The organism is Mesorhizobium japonicum MAFF 303099 (genome assembly GCF_000009625.1).
Lineage (GTDB): Bacteria > Pseudomonadota > Alphaproteobacteria > Rhizobiales > Rhizobiaceae > Mesorhizobium > Mesorhizobium japonicum.
The window spans coordinates 4,938,428-4,957,058 of sequence record NC_002678.2 but is presented as its reverse complement, the minus strand read 5'-3'; the positions used below and the strand labels follow the sequence as shown (position 1 = coordinate 4,957,058).

The window sequence follows — 18,631 nt, the reverse complement described above, 5'->3', positions numbered from 1 at the left end:
GTATGGCATGACTGTCTCTCAACAAATTCCAGTGGCAACGCTCGGCGTGCCGCGTATCGGTCGACGGCGGGAACTCAAATTCGCGCTTGAAAGCTACTGGTCCGGAAAATCTCCCGCTGCCGACCTGCTCGCGACGGCGAAGGCGCTACGCGCCGCCAGCTGGAGGGAGCAGCACGATCGCGGCGTGTCGAAAATCCCGTCCAACGATTTCTCGCTTTATGACCATGTGCTCGACACCGTCGCCATGGTCGGCGCCGTGCCGGCACGATACACTTGGACTGACGGCGAGGTCCCACTCGATACCTATTTCGCAATGGCGCGCGGCAACCAAGATCAGGCCGCTGATTGCGGACATGCCGGTGACGAGCATGCGGCCAACGGGCATGGCCTTGCCGCGATGGAAATGACCAAATGGTTCGACACCAACTATCACTACATTGTGCCGGAACTTACCGACGATCAGAGCTTTGCCCTCTCGTCGGCGAAACCGGTCGATCATTTCCTCGAGGCCAAGGCGCTCGGCATCCACACGCGCCCGGTCCTGCTTGGACCGGTTACCTTTCTCAAGTTGGCGAAGTCACCTGAGGAAGGTTTCAACCCTATCGCGCTCCTGCCACGGCTGCTGCCCGTCTACGAGGAGCTCCTGCGGAGGCTGAAGCTCGCGGGAGCCGATTGGGTGCAGATCGATGAGCCGGCGCTCGTGGTCGATCTGGTTCCCAACGAACGGGATGCGCTCCAATTCGCCTACTGCCGGCTGTCAAAAGCAGCACCGGAGTTGAAGATCATGGTCGCTATCTATTTCGGATCGCTGGGAGACAATCTCGAGACCGCAATTTCTCTGCCCGTGGCGGGACTGCACGTCGATCTCGTGCGCGCTCCAGAGCAGTTGGAGACCGTCGGCCGGCTTGCGCAGAAGGACCTTGTCCTCTCGCTCGGGCTGATCGACGGCCGCAACGTCTGGCGCGCGAACCTGCCTGCCATACTTGACCGCATCAAGCCGATCGTCGCCGGCTGGCCGCTGGACCGAGTGGAGATCGCCCCGTCCTGCTCGATGCTGCATGTGCCGATCGACCTGGACATGGAGACGGCCCTCGATGCGGACGTGAAATCGTGGCTCGCCTTCGCGGCGCAAAAAACCGACGAGCTGGTCGTGCTCGCCCGTGCCCTGGCTGAAGGCCGGGACGCGGTCGCCGCCGAACTGGAGGCGTCGGCTGAGGCTGCCGCCGCTCGCGCGACATCCGCTAAGGTGCATGATCCGCTCGTCGAAGGTCGGGTCGCCAGCATCAAGGTCGCCATGACGCGCCGGAAGAGCGCATTCGACGTGCGCTCCAAGCTTCAGGGCGACACGTTTGGCTTGCCATCCTTCCCCACCACGACGATCGGCTCCTTCCCGCAAACAGCCGAGGTTCGCAAGGCGCGGGCAGCCCATGCCAAGGGCGAGCTGAGTTACGTCGACTATGAGGCCTTCCTGAAAAAAGAGATAGAAGCCGCCGTTCGCTGGCAAGAAGAGATCGGACTCGACGTGCTGGTCCACGGCGAATTCGAGCGCAACGATATGGTGCAGTATTTCGCCGAGCAGCTCCGCGGCTTTGCCTTCACGCAGCATGGGTGGGTGCAGAGCTATGGCTCGCGCTTTGTGCGACCCCCGATCATCATTGGCGATGTGTCGCGACAAAATCCGATGACACTACACTGGTGGCGATACGCCCAGTCGCTGACGCCAAAGCCGGTGAAGGGCATGCTTACCGGCCCGGTGACGATCCTCAACTGGTCCTTCGTCCGAGACGACCTTCCGCGCTCAGCCGTCTGCCGCCAAGTCGCGCTCGCCATTCGCGATGAAGTGAGCGACCTCGAAAAGGCCGGCGCCAAGATGATCCAGATCGACGAAGCCGCACTGCGCGAGGGCTTGCCGCTGCGCGAGGCCGACTGGCAGGCCTATCTCGACTGGGCCGTCGAATGCTTCCGGCTGGCTTCAACGGCGGTTGGCGATGCGACCCAGATTCACACCCATATGTGCTACTCCGAGTTCGGCGACATCGTGGACGCGATTGCTGCAATGGATGCCGATGTGATCTCCATTGAAACCTCGCGCTCGCAGTTGGAACTGCTCGATACGCTGCGAACCTTCAAGTATCCGAACGAGATCGGTCCCGGCGTCTATGACATTCACTCGCCGCGGGTCCCGGAAGTGGGCGAAATTTCCAACCTCATCATGCTTGCGCGCAAGCGATTGTCGGATGGCCAACTGTGGGTGAATCCCGACTGCGGTCTCAAAACGCGCAGGTGGGAGGAGGTCCGCCCTGCCCTGGTGAACATGGTGGCTGCGGCACGCGCAATTCGGCAAAAAGCGCAGACGGCGTAGGGCTCGGTGCCACTCGCCGGCGGTGAGCGGCAACGCCACACACCGGGCATCCTTGGGGGAGTCTATCCGGCGCGCCCAAGGCAATCGAGCTGCCCGTGACGAAAGCGCCTCGGCAAGCTTGGCCTGGCCGAGGCCCTTGTCATGGCGCGTCGAAGTCAGCTGTTCCAGAGGCCGCCGTTGGCTGGCGATCGAAGGAGGCTTGGGCCCCAAATGAGCCGGCCAGAAACGAGACGGCTCACCGCCAGCCAGTTTCGGATTATTCCGGATTGGGATAATCCAGCATCACCATCATCTCCCCGACCTTGGTCGCCGAACCCCCCGGTCCCGACCATCGGGAGAAGCATCAGCGATCACGCGGCGCCGGTCCGCGGAGCGTGTTGCGGGAGATCGGATGCAGGGCCAAGCTGGGGCAAGGGTCAAACAGCGCTTCTAGACTTTTGAGGCGGCATCGACGCTCCGCCATCTGCACCGGGCCAATTCCCGCTCGATGGCTCTGTCTGCCTCTGGCTTCAATCACGATCACCGCGACGGCGAAGCCGAGCGGCCGCAGCTGGCAGGCGGACCCCTTGTGTTTTGATGGTCAAGATCCGGCGCCGGACCAGGAAAGCCGTCGCGGAAATTGCGGGGTTGGCTCGCTCCTGGCGGAGCCGGCAGGGGTGTTCGGACCGCGCTCAATAGCGATGTGCAGACGGCCGAAATTCACGAGCGGCATCCCAAATCTCAATCGCTGCGCAGAATGCGTGCTTCGAGTGCCGCTGCGACGAAAGCTCGTCGAGCGGCTGGGGGATGGGTCTTACCGCGTAACACCTGCAGACAGGTGTCCATCGCTATTCTGCGTTTATCGGTCTCATGATGCAGATCCCGGAGCAAGATAGCGGCCGCGTCGTTGACGTCGAACACGATACGCTCCGAGCTGCGGCGGCTAAGCTGAACAACGACTGGCCTCTCAAATCTGATCAAGCCGGTCATCTCTCCCCTTCTCCACAGCCACTATGCGGCAAACAGCCCGGGTCGCATTTCTTTACTCAGCCGAACGGGACCGCTGCATCTGCGCCACTGAGCCTGGCCATTGGCGAGCAAGCCATCGCCATGAGGCGCGTCTGGCCATGGTCAGCTTGCGTGCGATCTGCGGTTTTGCAGTTGGTGGTGAGGAACTGCTTCTCATTCGCGTGGTCTAACCGTGAAACCTGTGCATACTGCACTATTCGACGCGGCTCGCGCCAGTCTCAAACTCGTCGTCGAAATCTACACCTGCACTTTTCCACTGCCCGATCTGCAGGCGGCGATCCACTGCATCGCGGAGGTTGAATCTTCCAAGATGGCGACCCGCTTCGCAAAGCCGAAAAAGGCATTGCGCGCCGTGCTTACCGGCTTGCGCCCATCGTACGCATCGTAGCATGCCCTCAGGGCGGCTTCGTGGATCATGTCTCTGCGATCTTCCGGCCATTCATTGAGAAAATCGATTGCATCCGCAAGGCCGGCGATCTCTTGGATGATGTGCGTTGCGCGCTTCACAAAAAGGGGGCTGCTGAAAGCCTCAGCGTTCATTGGTTTCTCCCAACTTTCTAAATAGCCAATTTGCGGTGAAGAGGCGCCGCATCGACACGGCGACCCTGACACAATGTGTTGTCAGGGCGATGACGGTTCAAGAGGAAGATCCGCGACGGCGACCGGGCGTGCAGCGATCCGCCAACACATCATGCAATGGCTTTGGTTGCCATCAAACGCGGTCGTCACTATTAAGCTACGAGATGATTCTTACCCGGCTACTCTAATTCCGCAGGAGCGTTTTCATGACCGAAGAAACCGAGAGCAAAGCCGACAACCTCATCGAACTCACCGCCCATGTCGTCTCAGCCTATGTTTCGAACAATCCGGTTCCCGTCGGTGAACTGCCTGGGCTTATCGGCCAGATCCACATCGCATTGAAAGGCACTGCTGGTGGTGCCGCACCAGAAAAATCGGAAGCTCTCAAGCCTGCCGTACCGATCAGAAAATCGGTTACACCCGACTACATTATCAGCCTTGAGGACGGTAAGAAGTTCAAGTCGCTCAAGCGTCACCTGGCCACCCACTATGGCCTCACGCCCGACGAATATCGCGCGAAATGGGAGCTGCCGGCGGACTATCCTATGGTGGCGCCGAACTACGCTGCGGCGCGCTCGGCATTGGCCAAGACCATGGGTCTGGGCCGCAAGCCGAAGGAACCGGAAACGCCGGCACCTGCCAAGCGTGCCCGCAAGAAAGCGGCAGCCTGACCACACTTTTTCAGGATAGGCTAAGCGGATCAGGCATCATTTCGCACTCGCGAGATAAAATTTGTGCGTTGCAATATCCAGGGCTATCGGTATGATCATGGTGTCGGCCATCTACTCCTCCCAGATGTGGTGCCGACGCTGAATGGGGCGCACCTCCTCCCGCGTCTCATTCTAAATCGAGCCCGCTGCCACCTCCTCCCGGTAGCGGGCTTTTTCTTTGTCTGAGGCGCAATCTTGGTAGGCCAACGCATTTGGCTCTAAGCGAGGCGAATGCTCCGAACTTCCAGGCCTTTCTTGCCCTGCCCGCATTGGACAAACACCTTCTGACCCTCCATCAGCATGCTCAGTCCTGAGCGGGTCAGCGCGGTGGCATGAACGAAGATGTCCTTCTCACCGTTTTCAGGAGCAATGAAGCCGAAGCCCTTTTGGGGATTGTACCACTTGACCGTGCCCTCGCTCTCCACCTGGGCACTCGTCCCGGCGGTGGACTCTCCAGTGCGACGCGTATGTAGCTGAGTTCTCGCGGTCTGATCGCTGACCTCCAGCACTTGCGCGACCTGATGACCTCTTGGACTTTCTTCCGTTGTGACCTTCAGACGCGTTCCCTCGGAAACACCGCGGCTCCCGGCCGCCTCCAGCACCCGGATGTGCAGATAGGCCTCGATGCCTTCCGGCAATTTGACAAAGCCAAAACCCTTGCTGGTGTTGAACCACACCACTTCGGCGTCGACAGGATCCGCGGTTACAGTGGACGAACGCTGAAAGTAGCTTAGCTCGGAAGGCCGTTCCGCAAAAGAAACCGGGTCATCGTCATGACGATGCCGGCGTGGCTCACGATGGTCTTTATATTTTCCCATGATCGTCTCGACTCGGCTGAACACCTCATTGCGCCTCCCGGCAGGATAATCTCAATCGGGCGATGCATTGATGTCAATTCACCAGTTGGCCGCTTCACCCGCTCTATCGCATCACGATCCCGGCCGACCTGTTGCACACGAAGTCGACGATGGCGGATGAGCAATATGCGACAGGTCGACCTGCTGATCCGAACGCGTTCCCCATATCGCACGGCAAAAGGGTCGCGCTGAAGGGCGGCACCGCCATCAACTGTTTCGTTCGTGACGTGCCGCGGCTGCGTCTTATGCGGATGCGCAGCCGACATTTCGATTTACGCGCACTTTTCCGCACAGCCTCCAGGAGGGCAGACGGGCAGCTCGTCACTAAATCGCCCCCCTACAGCAACCCCACCTGTTCCGCCTCGCGGCGCAGGTTCTGCCGTGGCCTGGGTCCGATCTGCTGGATCACCAATCCGGCCGCCAGTGAGCCAAGGTCGCCGCAGGTCTTGAGGTCGCGGCCTTGCGTATAGCCATGCAGGAAACCGGCGGCGTAGAGATCGCCGGCGCCCGTCGTGTCGACCAGTTCCCGGATCGCCGTCGCCTGGATCACCACGGTCTCGTCGCCGCGCACGATGACCGAGCCTTTTTCCGAGCGGGTGACGGCGGCTATTCTGCAGTCCTTGCGGATCTTGGCCAGCGCCTCGTCGAAGGACGATGTCTGGTAGAGCGACTTGATCTCGTGGCTGTTGGCAAAGACGATGTCGACCGTGCCCGAGCGGCATCAGCTCGAGGAATTCGTCGCGGTAGCGGTCGACGCAGAACGAATCCGACAGCGTCATGGAGACTTCGCGGCCTGCGGCATGCGCCAGCCTGGCCGTCTGCCGGATCGCCTCCTTGGCGCGCGGCGGGTCCCACAGATAGCCTTCGAAATAGGTGACCTTGGCGCCCGATGCCTTGTCGGCCTCGACATCCTCCGGCCCAAGCTCGACGCAGGCGCCGAGATAGGTGTTCATCGAGCGTTCGCCGTCGGGTGTGACGAAGATCATCGAGCGCGCCGTCGGCGGCTCGCCCGTGAGCGGCTTGGTGTCGAAGGCGACGCCCTGCGCGCGGATGTCGTGGGCGTAGATTTCGCCCAGCCCATCGTTGGAGACCTTGCCGAAGAAGGCGGCGCGGCCGCCGAAAGACCCAACGCCAGCCGCCGTGTTGCCGGCGCTGCCGCCGGAGGCTTCGATGGCCGGGCCCATGCGGCTGTAGAGCAGCTCGGCGCGCCTCGTGTCGATCAGGTTCATCGCGCCCTTGATGATGCCGTTCGTCTCCAGGAACGCCTCGTCGCACTGGGCGATGATGTCGACGATGGCATTGCCGATACAAAGCACGTCATAATCCGGCATCAATGTCTCCGCCTACTACCCAGCGGCTTTCTGCTATGCCGGCCGGGCGGGGGTCTAGCGAGGAAAAGGGTTGCCGCATGCGCTTGATCCAGCGGCCCTCACGCAGCTGCCGGTCCTGCTTCACGCAGCAAGTCGTCGGCTCTGTCCGTCTTCTCCCAGGTGAACTCAGGCTCTTCACGGCCGAAGTGTCCGTATGTCGCCGTGTTGCGGTATATCGGGCGTACGAGATCAAGCATCTTGATGATGCCTTTCGGTCGGAGATCGAAAAGCTCAAGAACAAGGCACTCGATCCTTTTTTCCTCGATCCTTGCAGTTCCGAAGGTGTTGACCATGACAGAAACCGGACTGGCCACGCCGATCGCGTAGGCGAGTTGAACCTCGCAGACCTCGGCAAGGCCGCTGGCAACGATATTCTTCGCGACATACCGGGCGGCATAGGCGGCCGAGCGGTCAACCTTGGATGGGTCCTTGCCCGAAAAGGCGCCGCCGCCGTGACGCCCCGTTCCACCGTAGGAATCGACGATGATCTTGCGTCCAGTGAGGCCGCAGTCGCCGGCAGGCCCACCGACCACGAACCGCCCTGTTGGGTTGACCAGAAATCTGATCCCTGTCGTATCCAGGTGGGTCGGCAGGACCGGTTTTATGATCTCCTCAATGACCCCTTCCCGGACCGTGGCTTGTGAGACCGCCTCATCATGCTGCGTCGACAGGACAATGGTATCCAGCGCCACCGGGCGCAAACCCTCGTAGCGTACGGACACTTGAGATTTCACATCCGGACGCAGCCAGCCAAGCTGTCCCGTTTTCCGGACCTCAGCCTGTCTTTTCGTCAAATGATGAGCGAGTTGGATCGGCAAGGGCATCAATGTATCCGTCTCGTTGCATGCGAATCCAAACATGAGGCCCTGATCCCCCGCCCCCTGCTCGAGATCCTGCCCTCGTCCCTCATCAACGCCCTGGCTTATGTCGGGCGACTGCTCGGTGAGAGCCAGAACGACGGCGCAACGTCGACCATCAAAGCCGATGCCATCGTCGTCGTAGCCAATATCGAGGATCGTATCGCGGGCAACTTGAGTATAATCGATCACCGCGTGGCTGGTGATCTCTCCAGCCAGAACGACCATCCCTGTCTTCACCAACGTTTCACAGGCGACGCGCGCCTTCGGGTCGGTGCGGAGGATGGCATCGAGGATGGCATCCGAGATGTTATCTGCCATCTTATCGGGGTGTCCCGCGCCGACGGATTCGGAAGAGAACACGAACTGCCTGGTCATGGAATGTCCTCGCTTCAAGTGTTGGAGTTGGATGGGAGTTTCTGGACTGGGGCGGTCTTACCGGTCGCTGATGCCGGGGACGTCGAACGCAGTGCAGAAGTCGGCAACGTCTCTTCGTACGCTCGCATGAACTTCCTGGTCGTCGGGCTGGCGGCAGACGGAGTCGATGAAAGCGGCGATCTGCACCATTTCCGCCTCACGCATGCCCATGGACGTCACTGCCGGCGACCCCAAGCGGATTCCGCTTGTGACCGTCGGGTCGCGCGGGTCGCCCGGCACCATATCAAAGTTCGTAATGATGCCTGCCCTTGCCAGGCGCTCGGCATAGGCTTTGCCTGATAGCGGCCGGTCCCGAAGATCAAGGATCAGCATGTGATTGTCAGTCCCGCCGGTGACCAGATAATAACCACGACCCAGAAGCGCCTCGGCCAGCGCCTTGGCATTCTTGACGATCTGGTGACCGTAGGTGCGGAAAGAGGGGGTCGCGGCTTCCTGCAAAGCAACAGCGAGCGCGGCGATGGTATTCATGTGCGGCCCACCTTGCAGTTGAGGAAACACCGCGCGATCAATCCGTTTGGCGAGATTGTGTTTGCTCGTGGAATGATAGAGCGCCTGATAACGATCTTCATTCTTCGACAAAATAAAGCCTCCACGGGGGCCGCGGATCGACTTGTGAGATGTGCTGGTGACGACGTCGCAATGGACCACGGGATTCGGATGCGCTCCAGCGACAATCAGGCCGCTGATGTGGGCGATGTCGGCCACGAGATAAGAGTTCGCCTCCAGAGCGATTTCTGCCATTGCCGCGTAGTCAAAGACACGCGGGTAGGAAGTTCCGCCGACCCAAATGAGTTTCGGCCGTTCCCGCCTGGCGGTCTCGCGCAAGCGGTCATAGTCAATTTGCTGCGTCTTATCGTGCAGCCCATAGGGGACGCGTTGATAATCAGTGCCGGAAAAGTTGACGGACCACCCATGAGTCAGATGGCCCCCTTCGGGCAACGGCAGCCCCATGACTTTGTCACGGGGGCTCAAAAGCGCGCGATAGACAGCCTGGTTGGCTGGTGAGCCCGAATAAGGCTGGACGTTGGCGTGCTCACTGCCAAATAGCGCTTTCAGGCGCTCGATCGCGAGGGTCTCAAGCTCATCGACGATCTCATTTCCCGCGTAGTAGCGCGCACCCGGGTAGCCCTCGGCATACTTGTTCGCGAAGATAGAGCCGGTCGCTTCCAGTACGGCTGAGGAGGCAAAGTTCTCAGATGCGATAAGTTTGAGCATCGTCCGCTCTTGCCGCCTCTGTCGTAGAAGCAGTTCATGAACGCGGCAATCGACCTGGACCAAGGAAGACCGTCCGTATGTGCCGGGCTCTGCCATGGCTACGTCAGCGGAGTTCTTCATGGTAGTTTCGCACTCCCACTTAGGCAGATCTTTTCACGATCAAGCAGCAGTCCCCGTCGACCACGCATCTTGCACCGCCTCGAGCCGCTCCAGGTCCCGCTTATGATACCCATCGTCGTGGGGCAGGAGATCGACCAAGAATTGAACCAACCCCCCGTCCTTGCCCCCTGCATTGAGATGATATGAGGACCAAGGACGTTGTCCGTTGCCGCAAAGAAAGTCGGCTCTGGCGAGCATCCGGACGTGTCGCGCAAGCGCTCCCGACGAAGATCGAGAATTTCCGCTAGCTCGCAGACAGTCAGGTCGGCATGCGCGCAAAGGCCCAGGATCCGAAGGCGATCAAGATGTGCTGCTGTCATTAGGCGATCGACAAGTATCATCATTGGTCAGCACGACGCCAAATAGAAGAACCAAACCCTCGTCCTGCTGTCTTTATCATTTCGCGCTCTTCGCAAATGCTGTTCGGCGGCGAAACATAAAACGACACCAGATTTTTGCCGCCACTGAACCTGAGAGTTGTGGTGAGCGTACCATTGACAGCGATTTGCGGTCGCAAAGATTCCATGAATTTTCTTGAAAGATCTGTTGCAGTGCCTAAACATGAACGCAACGAGATTGGCGAGGTGCTGGTAAGACGGCAAGCTGGCGAACTCCTTCGCCGAGAGGGAGGCGATCAACGCCGTCTTCCCGCAGACCGTGGTCCAGACCTGTTGGTGTGGACGGCCTCCTGCACGGCATCAATGTGCCAGAATGAGGTCATCGGAGACCTCAAGCAAAGGAGACCGCCCCGTGGAGCAAATTATTCGAATTGGCATGGACACGTCAAAGCACGTCTTTCAACTGCATGGTGTGAATGCAGCCGAAGAGGTCGTGCTGCGCAAAAAAATGCGGCGTAAGGAGATGGTGGCTTTCTTCGAGAGGGCGGCGCCAACGGTGGTCGCGCTCGAAGCGTGCGGCGGATCGCATCATTGGGCCCGCCTGCTTGAGGCGCTTGGCCATGACGTGAAACTGATCCCGCCGCAATATGTCAAACCGTACGTAAAGCGCGGCAAGAACGACGCGGCCGATGCGGAGGCTCTTTGCGAAGCGGTAAGCCGCCCGACGATGCGCTTCGTTCGGGTAAAAACCACCGACAACCAGGCGGCTTTGATGCTGGTCGGCATGCGTGACCGACTGGTTCGCAATCGCACGCAACTTGCCAACGCCATCCGCGGATACGCTGCCGAGTTCGGATTGATCGCTGCCACAGGTACATCGAAGGTCAGATCATTGCTCGAGCGTATCGCGACTGATGAAACGCTGCCTGAACTGGCACGTGAACTGTTTGGGCTGCACGGCCGCGAATATGATCGGCTGGAGGACGAAATCGAAAAGGTCGAAGCACGGCTGATGGCGTGGCATCGCACAAACGAATGCAGTCGACGCCTGACACGGATTCCTGGCGTCGGACCGATCGGCGCATTGATGATGGTCATGAAGACCCCGGCGCCCGAGACGTTCCGATCAGGGCGGCACTTCGCGGCTTGGCTTGGCCTGACGCCGAAGGATCACTCGACAGCTGGCAGGGTCAGGCTTGGCGTGATCACCCGAGCTGGCGATGAAAATCTGCGAAGCGTGCTCGTCGCGGGCGCCACCGCTGTCCTCCGGCATGTTCGGGAGGACCGCGGGAAGAATGCGTCCCCATGGCTGCTGGACATGCTCAACCGCAAACCGCCGAAGCTCGTCGCTGTGGCGCTAGCCAATAAAATCGCCCGCGTCGCCTGGAAGCTGATGGTCACCGGCGAACGATACAATCCCAACGCTGCATTGTCGGCTTATGGCCAGGCAGCATAGAGATCAGTCATCCAGGGGAGCACAATGTGACGCGACCTTGGTAGGCTGAACCCGAACTTGCGGGAAACGAGCAGTTGGTGTGATCGATCGATCCGAAACGTGAGACAATCCGTACGATGCAAGGCTCTCAAAAGGCCGCAAAACCTGTTTGGAACTCATGTTGCGGAAACCATCTTGGCCCGCGGTCATGTACGACCGCAATCAGAGGCCGGACATATGATCGCAAGCGATGGGATCAAACCGCTGCCCAACATCTTGCAGGGAGGAGGCCGTCCACATATGCATCGTGCACCTGATCCGCCATCTGCTTGAGTTCGTGTCGCGGAAGGTCGCGAAACCGTTGTGCCGACGCTCAGCGCCATCTGCGGGGGGGCGGACGCTAAGCCGGCATGAAGGCTCTGGAAGACTTCGAGGTCGGCGATACCCGGCGATCATCCAGAGCTGGCGGCGCGGCTGCCAGCACGTCGTGCCGTTCTTCGCCTCCGAGTGTGCGCAACATCATCTACACGACGGATACGGCGTTCGAAATGTCCGCGGCGCGTCGGCGCCATCTCCAATAGCGCTTAACCCCTGGTCAGTCAGGTCGCACCAGATCGATATGGCTACACGGAGGACGTGACGATAGTGGGGTTCCTGTTGCCCTTCTTCAGCCCGCTGATGTACTGCTGGCTGAAGCCGGAGATCTCGGCAAGCTGCTTCTGCGTAAAGCCGGCCTTCTTCCTGATCCTGCGTGCATTTCGTCCGACCAGCTTGCGCGCTCCATGCGAAGGTCAGCAAGTCAAAGCCATTGAGTTATGCCATCGATGTGCCCGAACCATCTGCCGCCGGGGTGCAGCAAATCCAGGGCTACGATTTTGGTGACTTGTCGCTTGCCAAGCAGCACAAGCTATCGATCACGCAAGCGACGCACACGTGCGAGAACCTCGCAAGGGTCGATTTCGAGCGCTTCCGCTACATCGAGGAACTCAATGACGTCCATGCGACATTCACCGCCCTCATACTTGGCCACGAAAGACTGCGGGCGGCGAAGCGCTTCGGCAACCTTGGCCTGGGTTAAGCCCTTGTTCTTGCGCGCCGCTATCAGCTGTTCCAGCAGCCGGCGTTGGCGGGGCGAACGAAGGGATGCCGGCATCAGTGCTTAAGTCTATTCAGATCGCGGATCGAGCAGCGTTGCCGGCTCAACCTCCAGCACCGTAGCGAGCTTCTCGACCATGTCGATGGTAGCAGCATATACACTGCGCTCAAGAGCGCTGATGTAGGTTCGATCAACACCAGCTTCATGTGCCAGCGCCTCCTGGGACAGCTTCTTTTTCTCGCGAAGCCTACGCAGATTGCGGGCAAAGACCTCTCGGATTCCCATACGCGAGAGGCCACCCTCTTGTTGAGGATTTCACCACGGAGTATACTCTACAAACTTAAGGAGCAACTCGCACGAGCATCGACTTTGCCCGAACTACCTGCTGTTAGGGATCGCGACTTCGCGGATGCAATCTGACGATGATTATCGCTCAAGGTCAGCGCTGTAGGTCACGAAAGCTGCGCCAGGGAGCGAAGCCGAATGGTCTAGATCCAAGTCGAAGAAAGCGGGCTCAGTTCACCGGCGGCCGGCTGCGCGCCATCAAAAGCGATTGGGGCAATCCGGGATGGGCCGGATCGCCTTTGTTACTGCGGCCTAATCAACTCACAAGGATCAACGTCAAGCGCTTTTGCGAGCTGGCCAAGCACACTGACGCTTGCGGAAACACGAGCACGCTCGATCGAGCCCACATAGCGCATGCTCAGCTCTGCGCGGGCAGCCAATTCTTCCTGCGTCAGATCCTGATCATGGCGCAAACGACGCATGTTGATCGCCATGACCTCTTTGAGGTCCATGGCAAGAAGGGACCAGAACCGGAACTATCGTTCTAGGAACGATCGTTCCTATTCAATATGATTAGCCCAACGAGGAGATGTCTTGCCCCATCCGATGACGACAAACCCGAACCCCAGGAGGTCGCGATGAAAACCAAAGTTCAAGACGAAGTCCCGTGGTCGGACCGCCTGACCGCCTACGACAACGAGCACTTCACTGTCTATATGAGGCTCCTGGACGCGTCCGCCGACGATGCCACCGAGGACGAAATGGCGCAGCTCGTCCTCGGCATCGATCCGGTGCGAGAACCTGAGCGCGCTCGAATGGCGGTTCGCAGCCATCTCGGTCGGGCAAACTGGATGGTTACGACTGGATACAAAGAACTGTTCGCGCGCTGAGCGGCTCCAGGTGGGCTATTGCAATCACCATCAGGCGAGGAAATCCTGATAGCCGCGATCCATGAGCATGTGACCGCGCCGGACGGCACGGCGAATGCGATCGCGAAGGTGGTTGCGCGGATCCGTCCAGTCGGCCTGGACGCGTTGTCGGCCCAACAGGGCCAGTGCGATTTGGCGGTGCGATGCCCCGGCCAGCGAGCCGTCAAGCGCCTGGAGGACAAAGCGCAGACGGCTGGCGCGCGCTTCGGGCGGAAACAGCCTGTCGGGAAGTTGCCCGGTCGCGTGAAGAGCATTGAGGCATTCGAGCGCATTCAGGTGATGTCTCATCCGATCGGCGGGCCAGATCGCGTCGACGGAAAGGCGAACGGGGCGCAAAACGTCCGCGCCCTCCACAGCCAGTTGTAAATCCCGGTGAGCATTTCGCAGCATGACATGCTGGGAACCGTCCGCCGTGATCACGAGTGCTGCCCGACATGGCAATGCAGCGAGATCAAACGAAAGCGTTTCGGCCGACAATGCCTTTTCCGCAATGAGCGGCAGAACATGCGGGCATTGGCGGAAGCACCAGAAAACAGCCGCATCGCGCCTCAACGAGCCTGCGAAAAAGGAGCCCCCACTGCGTGAGATCGAGCGACGATCTCACCACTTCTACCTCGAACCACCTTTCTGCAAATTCTGCCTGCTCAAGCGAGAGCCTGCAGTCACGCTGGAAGGCCGGATTGCGCCGTAGGAATTCCCAGGCCCAGCCGCGTCGCGTCAGGTGCCGCGTGTAGCGATAGGATTTCTCATCTTGCCAGTCCGGCCAGTCGGCGTCATTCCCTATCATAACCATGTCAGGCGCCCGTGCAGAGCACCGGCCCACAGTACGGGACCGCCAAGACCGCCATTGTGGCGGACCGCAGCAAGGCTCTCCTCTGAGACATCCAAACAGCCGGCAACGGCGCACGTGGTGCCGATTGTCTGGGGCGGACCGATCCGGTCCAGCGGCCACCCGGCGCGACGCAGGATTCGCTCCATGCGCAAATCCGTAACCGTGACGATATGGGTGAGTAGCCGTGACAAACCGAACTCGATCATGCCAGCGAGAAGTTCATAGGTGGCAACAGCTATACTCCCACTGTCCTTCGGTGCAGACGGTGGGAGATCAAGGGCGAAACGGCTGCTTTCCCAGACACTCGGTTCCTCGGGTGCCGCTCTCCCTTCCAACAGCCTCGAAAAGACATCTCGCAGCATCGTCGGCCCCGTCGAGGGCAGAAGGCGTACGCCGCCCCTGACGCGACCGGCGGAATCGCGCAACACGAGATAGTGCGGTTTCAGGGAATCGAATGAATCGATCTCGAAGCCGCCGGTCGTGCGCACGTTCCAGTCCAGCCGTTCCTTAAAGACGCGGTAGCGCAGGCGGTGCATTTCGTGAAGTTCGTCAGCAAACGCGCCGTACCAGCCGGGCGCAATAAGCTCAATCATGATGGTCTCCTCGCAGGTATGACCCTGCCATTGGAGGCGAACCTTCATGCCGCGACTGCCTGTGCATTTGTACAGGTAGATCAAAAAGGGATTCTGTCCCTCAGAGAATTGATGATCGTGAGGAGGCCAGCAGTGTCACTGCCTGATTTTTGGTGCGGACGCCGAGCTTCTTCTTGGCATTGTCCAAATGGAAAGCGGCCGTGCGCTCCTTGATCCCCAGGATACAGCCGATCTCCCATGCGGACTTACCCTTCGCCGTCCACTCCAGGCATTCGTACTCACGGGGCGTCAACGAAACACCATCCACCGCCAGACCACGCGCAAGCTTGCGGCGAACGCCAATGTGAAAGCACATCGCCATAATCTCGAGCGCCTGCTCATACTGCTCGGCGACGCGCAGGAAGGTCGGATCGAGCCTGTCTGCCGCGAAGGTCATCGCAGCGACACCGCCGCGGCGATCAACAAGTGGTATCGTCAGTCCGCAGCAGATGCCGAATTCGGCAGCCTCATCGAAAAGCTGTTGCTGCCGCGTTGAAATGCCGGCATGGCCCAATCCCGGTCCCCACTGAAAGGGACATTCGCTGCATCTTGCCCATTCTATGACCGGGTCGATCCTTTCATATTGGTGGCGCAAGTAGTGCGACGTCCAGCCAGAATGATAGTTCGATATCAGCCTGGGTTTTGTGACGCGATCAGACACCAGAGACAGATAGGCGAATGCGGGAATGTCGAAGGCGCCAGCGGCGCTGGCCAGTGCGTTATGGAAGTCGACTTCATCAACGCTCAAAGACAACTGTTCCAGCAATGTTTCGAAGACGAGCTGCATTTTCTCCTGCGGCTGTTTTCAATTAGACATGGGACTTTCTGGCTTCTTGGCAGCTACGGCGAGAAGACTCGCCCCCCAAGATATTCGACGCTGGAGAAAATTCACCACGGTGACTACTCCCCGGACCTTCGATCATATGAAAGCAGGTGGATGCGACCTCGACGCCGGCTGCCGCAAGCCGCGGGTCCGAAGCTGCGATTGTGGGTGGTTTCCCTGGTGTCGTAGAAATATCGAAGCTCGATGTGCCATCCGGATATGCAGATGACCTCCTTCTCGAACTATCGATTGCGGACGCGCTACAATCACCCAGATCCAATGGGGCACCGAGATCCAGCGGGTCAAAAAAGGCGCCCTGCCGGTGGGGAGGGACACCGGCAGGGCGCGCCGCACAAACACCCTGATCGTTGGGCAACAGGACAGCGGCGGCAGAACTGATTTGGTTATCGCTTGAGATCGAAGTTATCCGAAGCATGCTTAGAATCTGACGGCTTCACGTTTAGCGGTTTCGGTCGGCTCGGCGCGAAATGCGCTGTCAACCCCTCGTCACCAATGGGCGACCAGTCCTAACGCCAGCCTGACGTCAAAGCGTTTGGTCCGTTGGAAGTTCCTCCCAAGGACCACTTTACCCGGGACGGCGTCGAACCCGGGGGTCGCTTCCGTCGGCACTCGCATGTTCATATCGCACCCTCGGCCTTCAGCGCGCGATAGGTCGTCTCGACTGATTTCGCGGTTGCGTCGACGATTATGTCGATCTCCTTACGGGTGATGATCAAAGGCGGGGCAAAGCCGAGGATATCGCCGTGTGGCATGGCACGGCCGATGACACCATTCTCGAACAGAGCAGCGGCGGCGCGAACGCCGACCTGAAGATCGGATTCAAACGGTATTCTCTGCTTTGGATCTCGCATCAGCTCTACGGCGGCGAGGATTCCGACACCACGAACCTCTCCGACGATGGGGTGTCCCGCCAGTTCGGCATTCATACGGGCATGCCAATACGGTCCGACATCGCGGACATGCTCCAGGATATTTCTTTCCTTTAGGAGTCGAATATTGGCGAGCGCGGCCGCAGCGCAAAGCGTGTGACCTGAATATGTCCAGCCGTGGCCGAGAGCGCCGTGCTTCTCTGTTCCTTGTTCCAAGACCGACCAGACGCGGTCGCCAATGATTGACCCGGAGATGGGCAGGTAGGCGGAACTCAAACCCTTGGCGATGGTCACGAAGTCCGGCCGCATGCCATAGAGGTGGGAACCGAATTGCTCACCGGTTCGTCCAAACCCGCAGACCACCTCGTCGGCGATCAGCAGGATATCGTACTTGTCGAGCACGCCTTGGATCGCGGTCCAGTATCCTTTTGGGGGTGGAACGATACCGCCTGTCCCAAGCACCGGCTCGCCGATAAAAGCTGCGACGGTCTCCGGGCCTTCAGCGAGGATAAGGCCTTCAAGTTCATCCGCGCAGCGTGTCGAGAACGCTTGCTCACTTTCGCCGTCATGCGCCTGGCGATAGTGGTGCGGCGTCGTGGTATGGCGCACCAAATCGAGCGGCAGGTCGAAGAAATTATGGAAGAAGGCAAGGCCTGTCAGGCTCCCGGTGACCAGCCCAGACCCATGATAACCGCGATGTCGCGAGATGATCTTCTTCTTTTCGGGGCGGCCCAGAATGTTGTTGTAGTACCAGACCAGCTTGATGTTGGTTTCGTTGGCGTCGGAGCCGGAAAGGCCGAAAAAGACCCTTCGCATGTTCTGGCCAAAATATTCGACGACGGCCTCTGCCAAGAGGGCGACTGGCTCTGTTCCTTGACTTGCATAGACATGGGCGAACGGCAATTCGTGTGCTTGCCTGGCAATGGCCTCGGCAATTTCCGTGCAGCCATATCCCATATTGACGCAGTAGAGCCCACCGAAACCGTCGAGGCTCTTTCGGCCTTCGGTATCCCAGATGTACACGCCTTCCGCACCGGCCATGATCCGATTTGGGGTCTCGCCTCGGCTGTGCTTGGCCAGATGCGTGGACGGATGAAAGACGAAGCTTCGATCCTTCTCTCTGAGTTGCTCGGTTCCCAGATTGCTCAACCGCATAGTCCCTCTCCTCGCGATGGATTGGCGGAGGGCACTCGGCCGGCCGCTTCCTTAGCAATAAGCATACCGCAACAGCCTTTTGAGTTTCGCGGGAATGCACGTCTTTCGCCGACGAATTGGCGGAATCGCCATCAAACGCCGTGGAAACCACGGCTTCGGCATTCACCGTTCCCTTAGTGCGGACAAGGGGATCGGCGAATTGGATTTCACAGGTTTGGTCACGACAAGACTGTAATATTGATCGATCCCCAAGCCTGCCTGCAGCAGTCGCTCCATGAAATCCTGATACGCAGCCATAGAAGGAGATGCGATGCGCATCAGATAATCGATCCGCCCGCCGATAGCCCAGCAATCCAAGATTTCCGGAAATTCTCCGATCGCAGTCTCAAAGTGTCTTTGGTCCTCGAGGCGATGACGTTCCAGCACGACCTCCACCATGACAAAGACCATGCCGCTGATGAGGACCGGACTCAGCCGCGCGTAGAACCCCTCAATAATCCCTGCGACCTCGAGTGCACGGAGCCGCTCCGAGCAGGCCGACGCCGAAAGATGAACGCGTTTTGCAAGCTCGCTTTTTGAAATCCGGCCGTCTGACTGAATCTCTGAGAGAATCCGGAAGTCCCAAGCGTCCAGGCGCGCAGGATTGGGTTTCGACTTCATG

General features: G+C 59.4%; 20 protein-coding genes and 1 pseudogene. 5 read left to right on the top strand and 16 right to left on the bottom strand.

Features of this window, described 5'->3' with window-relative positions; translation table 11 throughout:
• Window positions 1-31: 31 nt before the first annotated feature.
• A complete protein-coding gene (gene metE, locus MAFF_RS25050; protein WP_010913785.1) occupies window positions 32-2,362 on the top strand; it encodes a 5-methyltetrahydropteroyltriglutamate--homocysteine S-methyltransferase in 2,331 nt (776 codons plus the stop codon).
• Window positions 2,363-3,082: 720 nt separating this feature from the next.
• On the opposite strand, the gene MAFF_RS25045 is transcribed toward metE, so the two are convergent.
• Both MAFF_RS25045 and MAFF_RS25040 read right to left on the bottom strand, forming a co-directional pair.
• Window positions 3,083-3,331, bottom strand: a complete 249-nt coding sequence (locus MAFF_RS25045; protein WP_044549107.1) for a DUF982 domain-containing protein — start codon at window positions 3,329-3,331, stop codon at window positions 3,083-3,085.
• A gap of 276 nt (window positions 3,332-3,607) precedes the next feature.
• Complete coding sequence (locus tag MAFF_RS25040) at window positions 3,608-3,910, bottom strand: DUF982 domain-containing protein (protein WP_044549105.1); 303 nt, start codon at window positions 3,908-3,910, stop codon at window positions 3,608-3,610.
• Window positions 3,911-4,155: 245 nt separating this feature from the next.
• Here MAFF_RS25040 and MAFF_RS25035 point away from each other — a divergent pair, with 245 nt between their 5' ends.
• Window positions 4,156-4,620, top strand: coding sequence for a MucR family transcriptional regulator (locus MAFF_RS25035; protein ID WP_010913782.1), 465 nt, complete (start codon window positions 4,156-4,158; stop codon window positions 4,618-4,620).
• 257 nt (window positions 4,621-4,877) lie between these two features.
• Here MAFF_RS25035 and MAFF_RS41190 read toward each other — a convergent pair whose 3' ends face one another.
• From MAFF_RS41190 to glyA, 4 genes and pseudogenes are all read right to left on the bottom strand, one after another.
• On the bottom strand, window positions 4,878-5,477 hold the full coding sequence (locus MAFF_RS41190; protein WP_080512099.1) for a cold-shock protein: 600 nt from the start codon (window positions 5,475-5,477) through the stop codon (window positions 4,878-4,880).
• Between the two features lie 376 nt (window positions 5,478-5,853).
• A pseudogene (locus tag MAFF_RS25025) lies at window positions 5,854-6,847 on the bottom strand (adenosine kinase).
• Between the two features lie 98 nt (window positions 6,848-6,945).
• Window positions 6,946-8,121, bottom strand: coding sequence for a methionine adenosyltransferase (gene metK, locus MAFF_RS25020; protein ID WP_010913778.1), 1,176 nt, complete (start codon window positions 8,119-8,121; stop codon window positions 6,946-6,948).
• A gap of 57 nt (window positions 8,122-8,178) precedes the next feature.
• Window positions 8,179-9,516, bottom strand: coding sequence for a serine hydroxymethyltransferase (glyA, locus tag MAFF_RS25015; RefSeq protein WP_044549102.1), 1,338 nt, complete (start codon window positions 9,514-9,516; stop codon window positions 8,179-8,181).
• A gap of 789 nt (window positions 9,517-10,305) precedes the next feature.
• On the opposite strand from glyA, the gene MAFF_RS25010 reads away from it, so the two are divergent.
• Together MAFF_RS25010 and MAFF_RS41485 are read left to right on the top strand one after the other, a co-directional pair.
• Window positions 10,306-11,349 carry an IS110-like element ISMlo1 family transposase gene (locus tag MAFF_RS25010; protein WP_010913776.1) on the top strand — a complete coding sequence of 348 codons (1,044 nt, stop codon included), beginning with the start codon at window positions 10,306-10,308 and terminating at the stop codon, window positions 11,347-11,349.
• Between the two features lie 229 nt (window positions 11,350-11,578).
• The gene (locus MAFF_RS41485; RefSeq protein ID WP_010913775.1) at window positions 11,579-11,968 is read left to right on the top strand and encodes a transposase; all 390 of its coding nucleotides are present in this window, start codon (window positions 11,579-11,581) and stop codon (window positions 11,966-11,968) included.
• On the opposite strand, the gene MAFF_RS38150 is transcribed toward MAFF_RS41485, so the two are convergent.
• The 4 genes from MAFF_RS38150 to MAFF_RS24995 form a co-directional block, all read right to left on the bottom strand.
• A complete protein-coding gene (locus MAFF_RS38150; RefSeq protein WP_425280341.1) occupies window positions 11,952-12,074 on the bottom strand; it encodes a helix-turn-helix domain-containing protein in 123 nt (40 codons plus the stop codon). The genes MAFF_RS41485 and MAFF_RS38150 overlap by 17 nt on opposite strands.
• 161 nt (window positions 12,075-12,235) lie before the next feature.
• A complete protein-coding gene (locus MAFF_RS38145) occupies window positions 12,236-12,481 on the bottom strand; it encodes a helix-turn-helix domain-containing protein (protein ID WP_080511934.1) in 246 nt (81 codons plus the stop codon).
• A 12-nt stretch (window positions 12,482-12,493) separates the two neighbouring features.
• The gene (locus MAFF_RS25000; protein WP_006328748.1) at window positions 12,494-12,709 is read right to left on the bottom strand and encodes a helix-turn-helix domain-containing protein; all 216 of its coding nucleotides are present in this window, start codon (window positions 12,707-12,709) and stop codon (window positions 12,494-12,496) included.
• A 302-nt stretch (window positions 12,710-13,011) separates the two neighbouring features.
• Complete coding sequence (locus tag MAFF_RS24995; protein WP_010913773.1) at window positions 13,012-13,221, bottom strand: helix-turn-helix domain-containing protein; 210 nt, start codon at window positions 13,219-13,221, stop codon at window positions 13,012-13,014.
• Between the two features lie 126 nt (window positions 13,222-13,347).
• Between MAFF_RS24995 and MAFF_RS24990 the strand changes: the two genes are divergently transcribed.
• Window positions 13,348-13,599 carry a DNA -binding domain-containing protein gene (locus tag MAFF_RS24990; protein WP_044551261.1) on the top strand — a complete coding sequence of 84 codons (252 nt, stop codon included), beginning with the start codon at window positions 13,348-13,350 and terminating at the stop codon, window positions 13,597-13,599.
• A 30-nt stretch (window positions 13,600-13,629) separates the two neighbouring features.
• Here the strand turns inward: MAFF_RS24990 and MAFF_RS24985 are convergent, their stop codons facing one another.
• The 6 genes from MAFF_RS24985 to MAFF_RS24965 form a co-directional block, all read right to left on the bottom strand.
• Entirely contained in the window at window positions 13,630-14,115 is a 486-nt protein-coding gene (locus MAFF_RS24985; RefSeq protein WP_244420603.1) for a DUF2285 domain-containing protein, read from the bottom strand.
• The gene (locus tag MAFF_RS41480; RefSeq protein WP_425280340.1) at window positions 14,090-14,425 is read right to left on the bottom strand and encodes a transcriptional regulator domain-containing protein; all 336 of its coding nucleotides are present in this window, start codon (window positions 14,423-14,425) and stop codon (window positions 14,090-14,092) included. Before MAFF_RS41480 ends, MAFF_RS24985 begins: the two co-directional genes overlap by 26 nt.
• Window positions 14,422-15,063 carry an acyl-homoserine-lactone synthase gene (locus MAFF_RS24980; protein ID WP_010913769.1) on the bottom strand — a complete coding sequence of 214 codons (642 nt, stop codon included), beginning with the start codon at window positions 15,061-15,063 and terminating at the stop codon, window positions 14,422-14,424. The genes MAFF_RS41480 and MAFF_RS24980 overlap by 4 nt, the downstream gene beginning before the upstream one ends.
• Before the next feature lie 100 nt (window positions 15,064-15,163).
• Window positions 15,164-15,889: a LuxR family transcriptional regulator gene (locus MAFF_RS24975; protein WP_010913768.1), complete on the bottom strand. Its 726-nt coding sequence runs from the start codon at window positions 15,887-15,889 to the stop codon at window positions 15,164-15,166.
• 674 nt (window positions 15,890-16,563) lie between these two features.
• On the bottom strand, window positions 16,564-17,970 hold the full coding sequence (locus MAFF_RS24970; RefSeq protein ID WP_010913767.1) for an aminotransferase: 1,407 nt from the start codon (window positions 17,968-17,970) through the stop codon (window positions 16,564-16,566).
• Between the two features lie 162 nt (window positions 17,971-18,132).
• Entirely contained in the window at window positions 18,133-18,630 is a 498-nt protein-coding gene (locus tag MAFF_RS24965) for an Lrp/AsnC family transcriptional regulator (protein ID WP_010913766.1), read from the bottom strand.
• Window position 18,631 lies beyond the last annotated feature (1 nt).

Excerpts from the sequence above, each read along its gene's own strand:
- MAFF_RS25040 (WP_044549105.1), bottom strand. The coding sequence starts at position 3,910 with ATGAACGCTGAGGCTTTCAGCAGCCCCCTTTTTGTGAAGCGCGCAACG.
- MAFF_RS24970 (WP_010913767.1), bottom strand. The coding sequence starts at position 17,970 with ATGCGGTTGAGCAATCTGGGAACCGAGCAACTCAGAGAGAAGGATCGA.
- MAFF_RS25045 (WP_044549107.1), bottom strand. The coding sequence starts at position 3,331 with ATGACCGGCTTGATCAGATTTGAGAGGCCAGTCGTTGTTCAGCTTAGC.
- MAFF_RS24980 (WP_010913769.1), bottom strand. The coding sequence starts at position 15,063 with ATGATTGAGCTTATTGCGCCCGGCTGGTACGGCGCGTTTGCTGACGAA.
- metK (WP_010913778.1), bottom strand. The coding sequence starts at position 8,121 with ATGACCAGGCAGTTCGTGTTCTCTTCCGAATCCGTCGGCGCGGGACAC.
- MAFF_RS24975 (WP_010913768.1), bottom strand. The coding sequence starts at position 15,889 with ATGCAGCTCGTCTTCGAAACATTGCTGGAACAGTTGTCTTTGAGCGTT.
- MAFF_RS38145 (WP_080511934.1), bottom strand. The coding sequence starts at position 12,481 with ATGCCGGCATCCCTTCGTTCGCCCCGCCAACGCCGGCTGCTGGAACAG.
- MAFF_RS24965 (WP_010913766.1), bottom strand. The coding sequence starts at position 18,630 with ATGAAGTCGAAACCCAATCCTGCGCGCCTGGACGCTTGGGACTTCCGG.
- MAFF_RS25035 (WP_010913782.1), top strand. The coding sequence starts at position 4,156 with ATGACCGAAGAAACCGAGAGCAAAGCCGACAACCTCATCGAACTCACC.
- glyA (WP_044549102.1), bottom strand. The coding sequence starts at position 9,516 with ATGAAGAACTCCGCTGACGTAGCCATGGCAGAGCCCGGCACATACGGA.
- MAFF_RS24995 (WP_010913773.1), bottom strand. The coding sequence starts at position 13,221 with ATGGACCTCAAAGAGGTCATGGCGATCAACATGCGTCGTTTGCGCCAT.
- MAFF_RS24990 (WP_044551261.1), top strand. The coding sequence starts at position 13,348 with ATGAAAACCAAAGTTCAAGACGAAGTCCCGTGGTCGGACCGCCTGACC.
- MAFF_RS41190 (WP_080512099.1), bottom strand. The coding sequence starts at position 5,477 with ATGGGAAAATATAAAGACCATCGTGAGCCACGCCGGCATCGTCATGAC.
- MAFF_RS25000 (WP_006328748.1), bottom strand. The coding sequence starts at position 12,709 with ATGGGAATCCGAGAGGTCTTTGCCCGCAATCTGCGTAGGCTTCGCGAG.
- MAFF_RS41485 (WP_010913775.1), top strand. The coding sequence starts at position 11,579 with ATGGGATCAAACCGCTGCCCAACATCTTGCAGGGAGGAGGCCGTCCAC.
- MAFF_RS41480 (WP_425280340.1), bottom strand. The coding sequence starts at position 14,425 with ATGATAGGGAATGACGCCGACTGGCCGGACTGGCAAGATGAGAAATCC.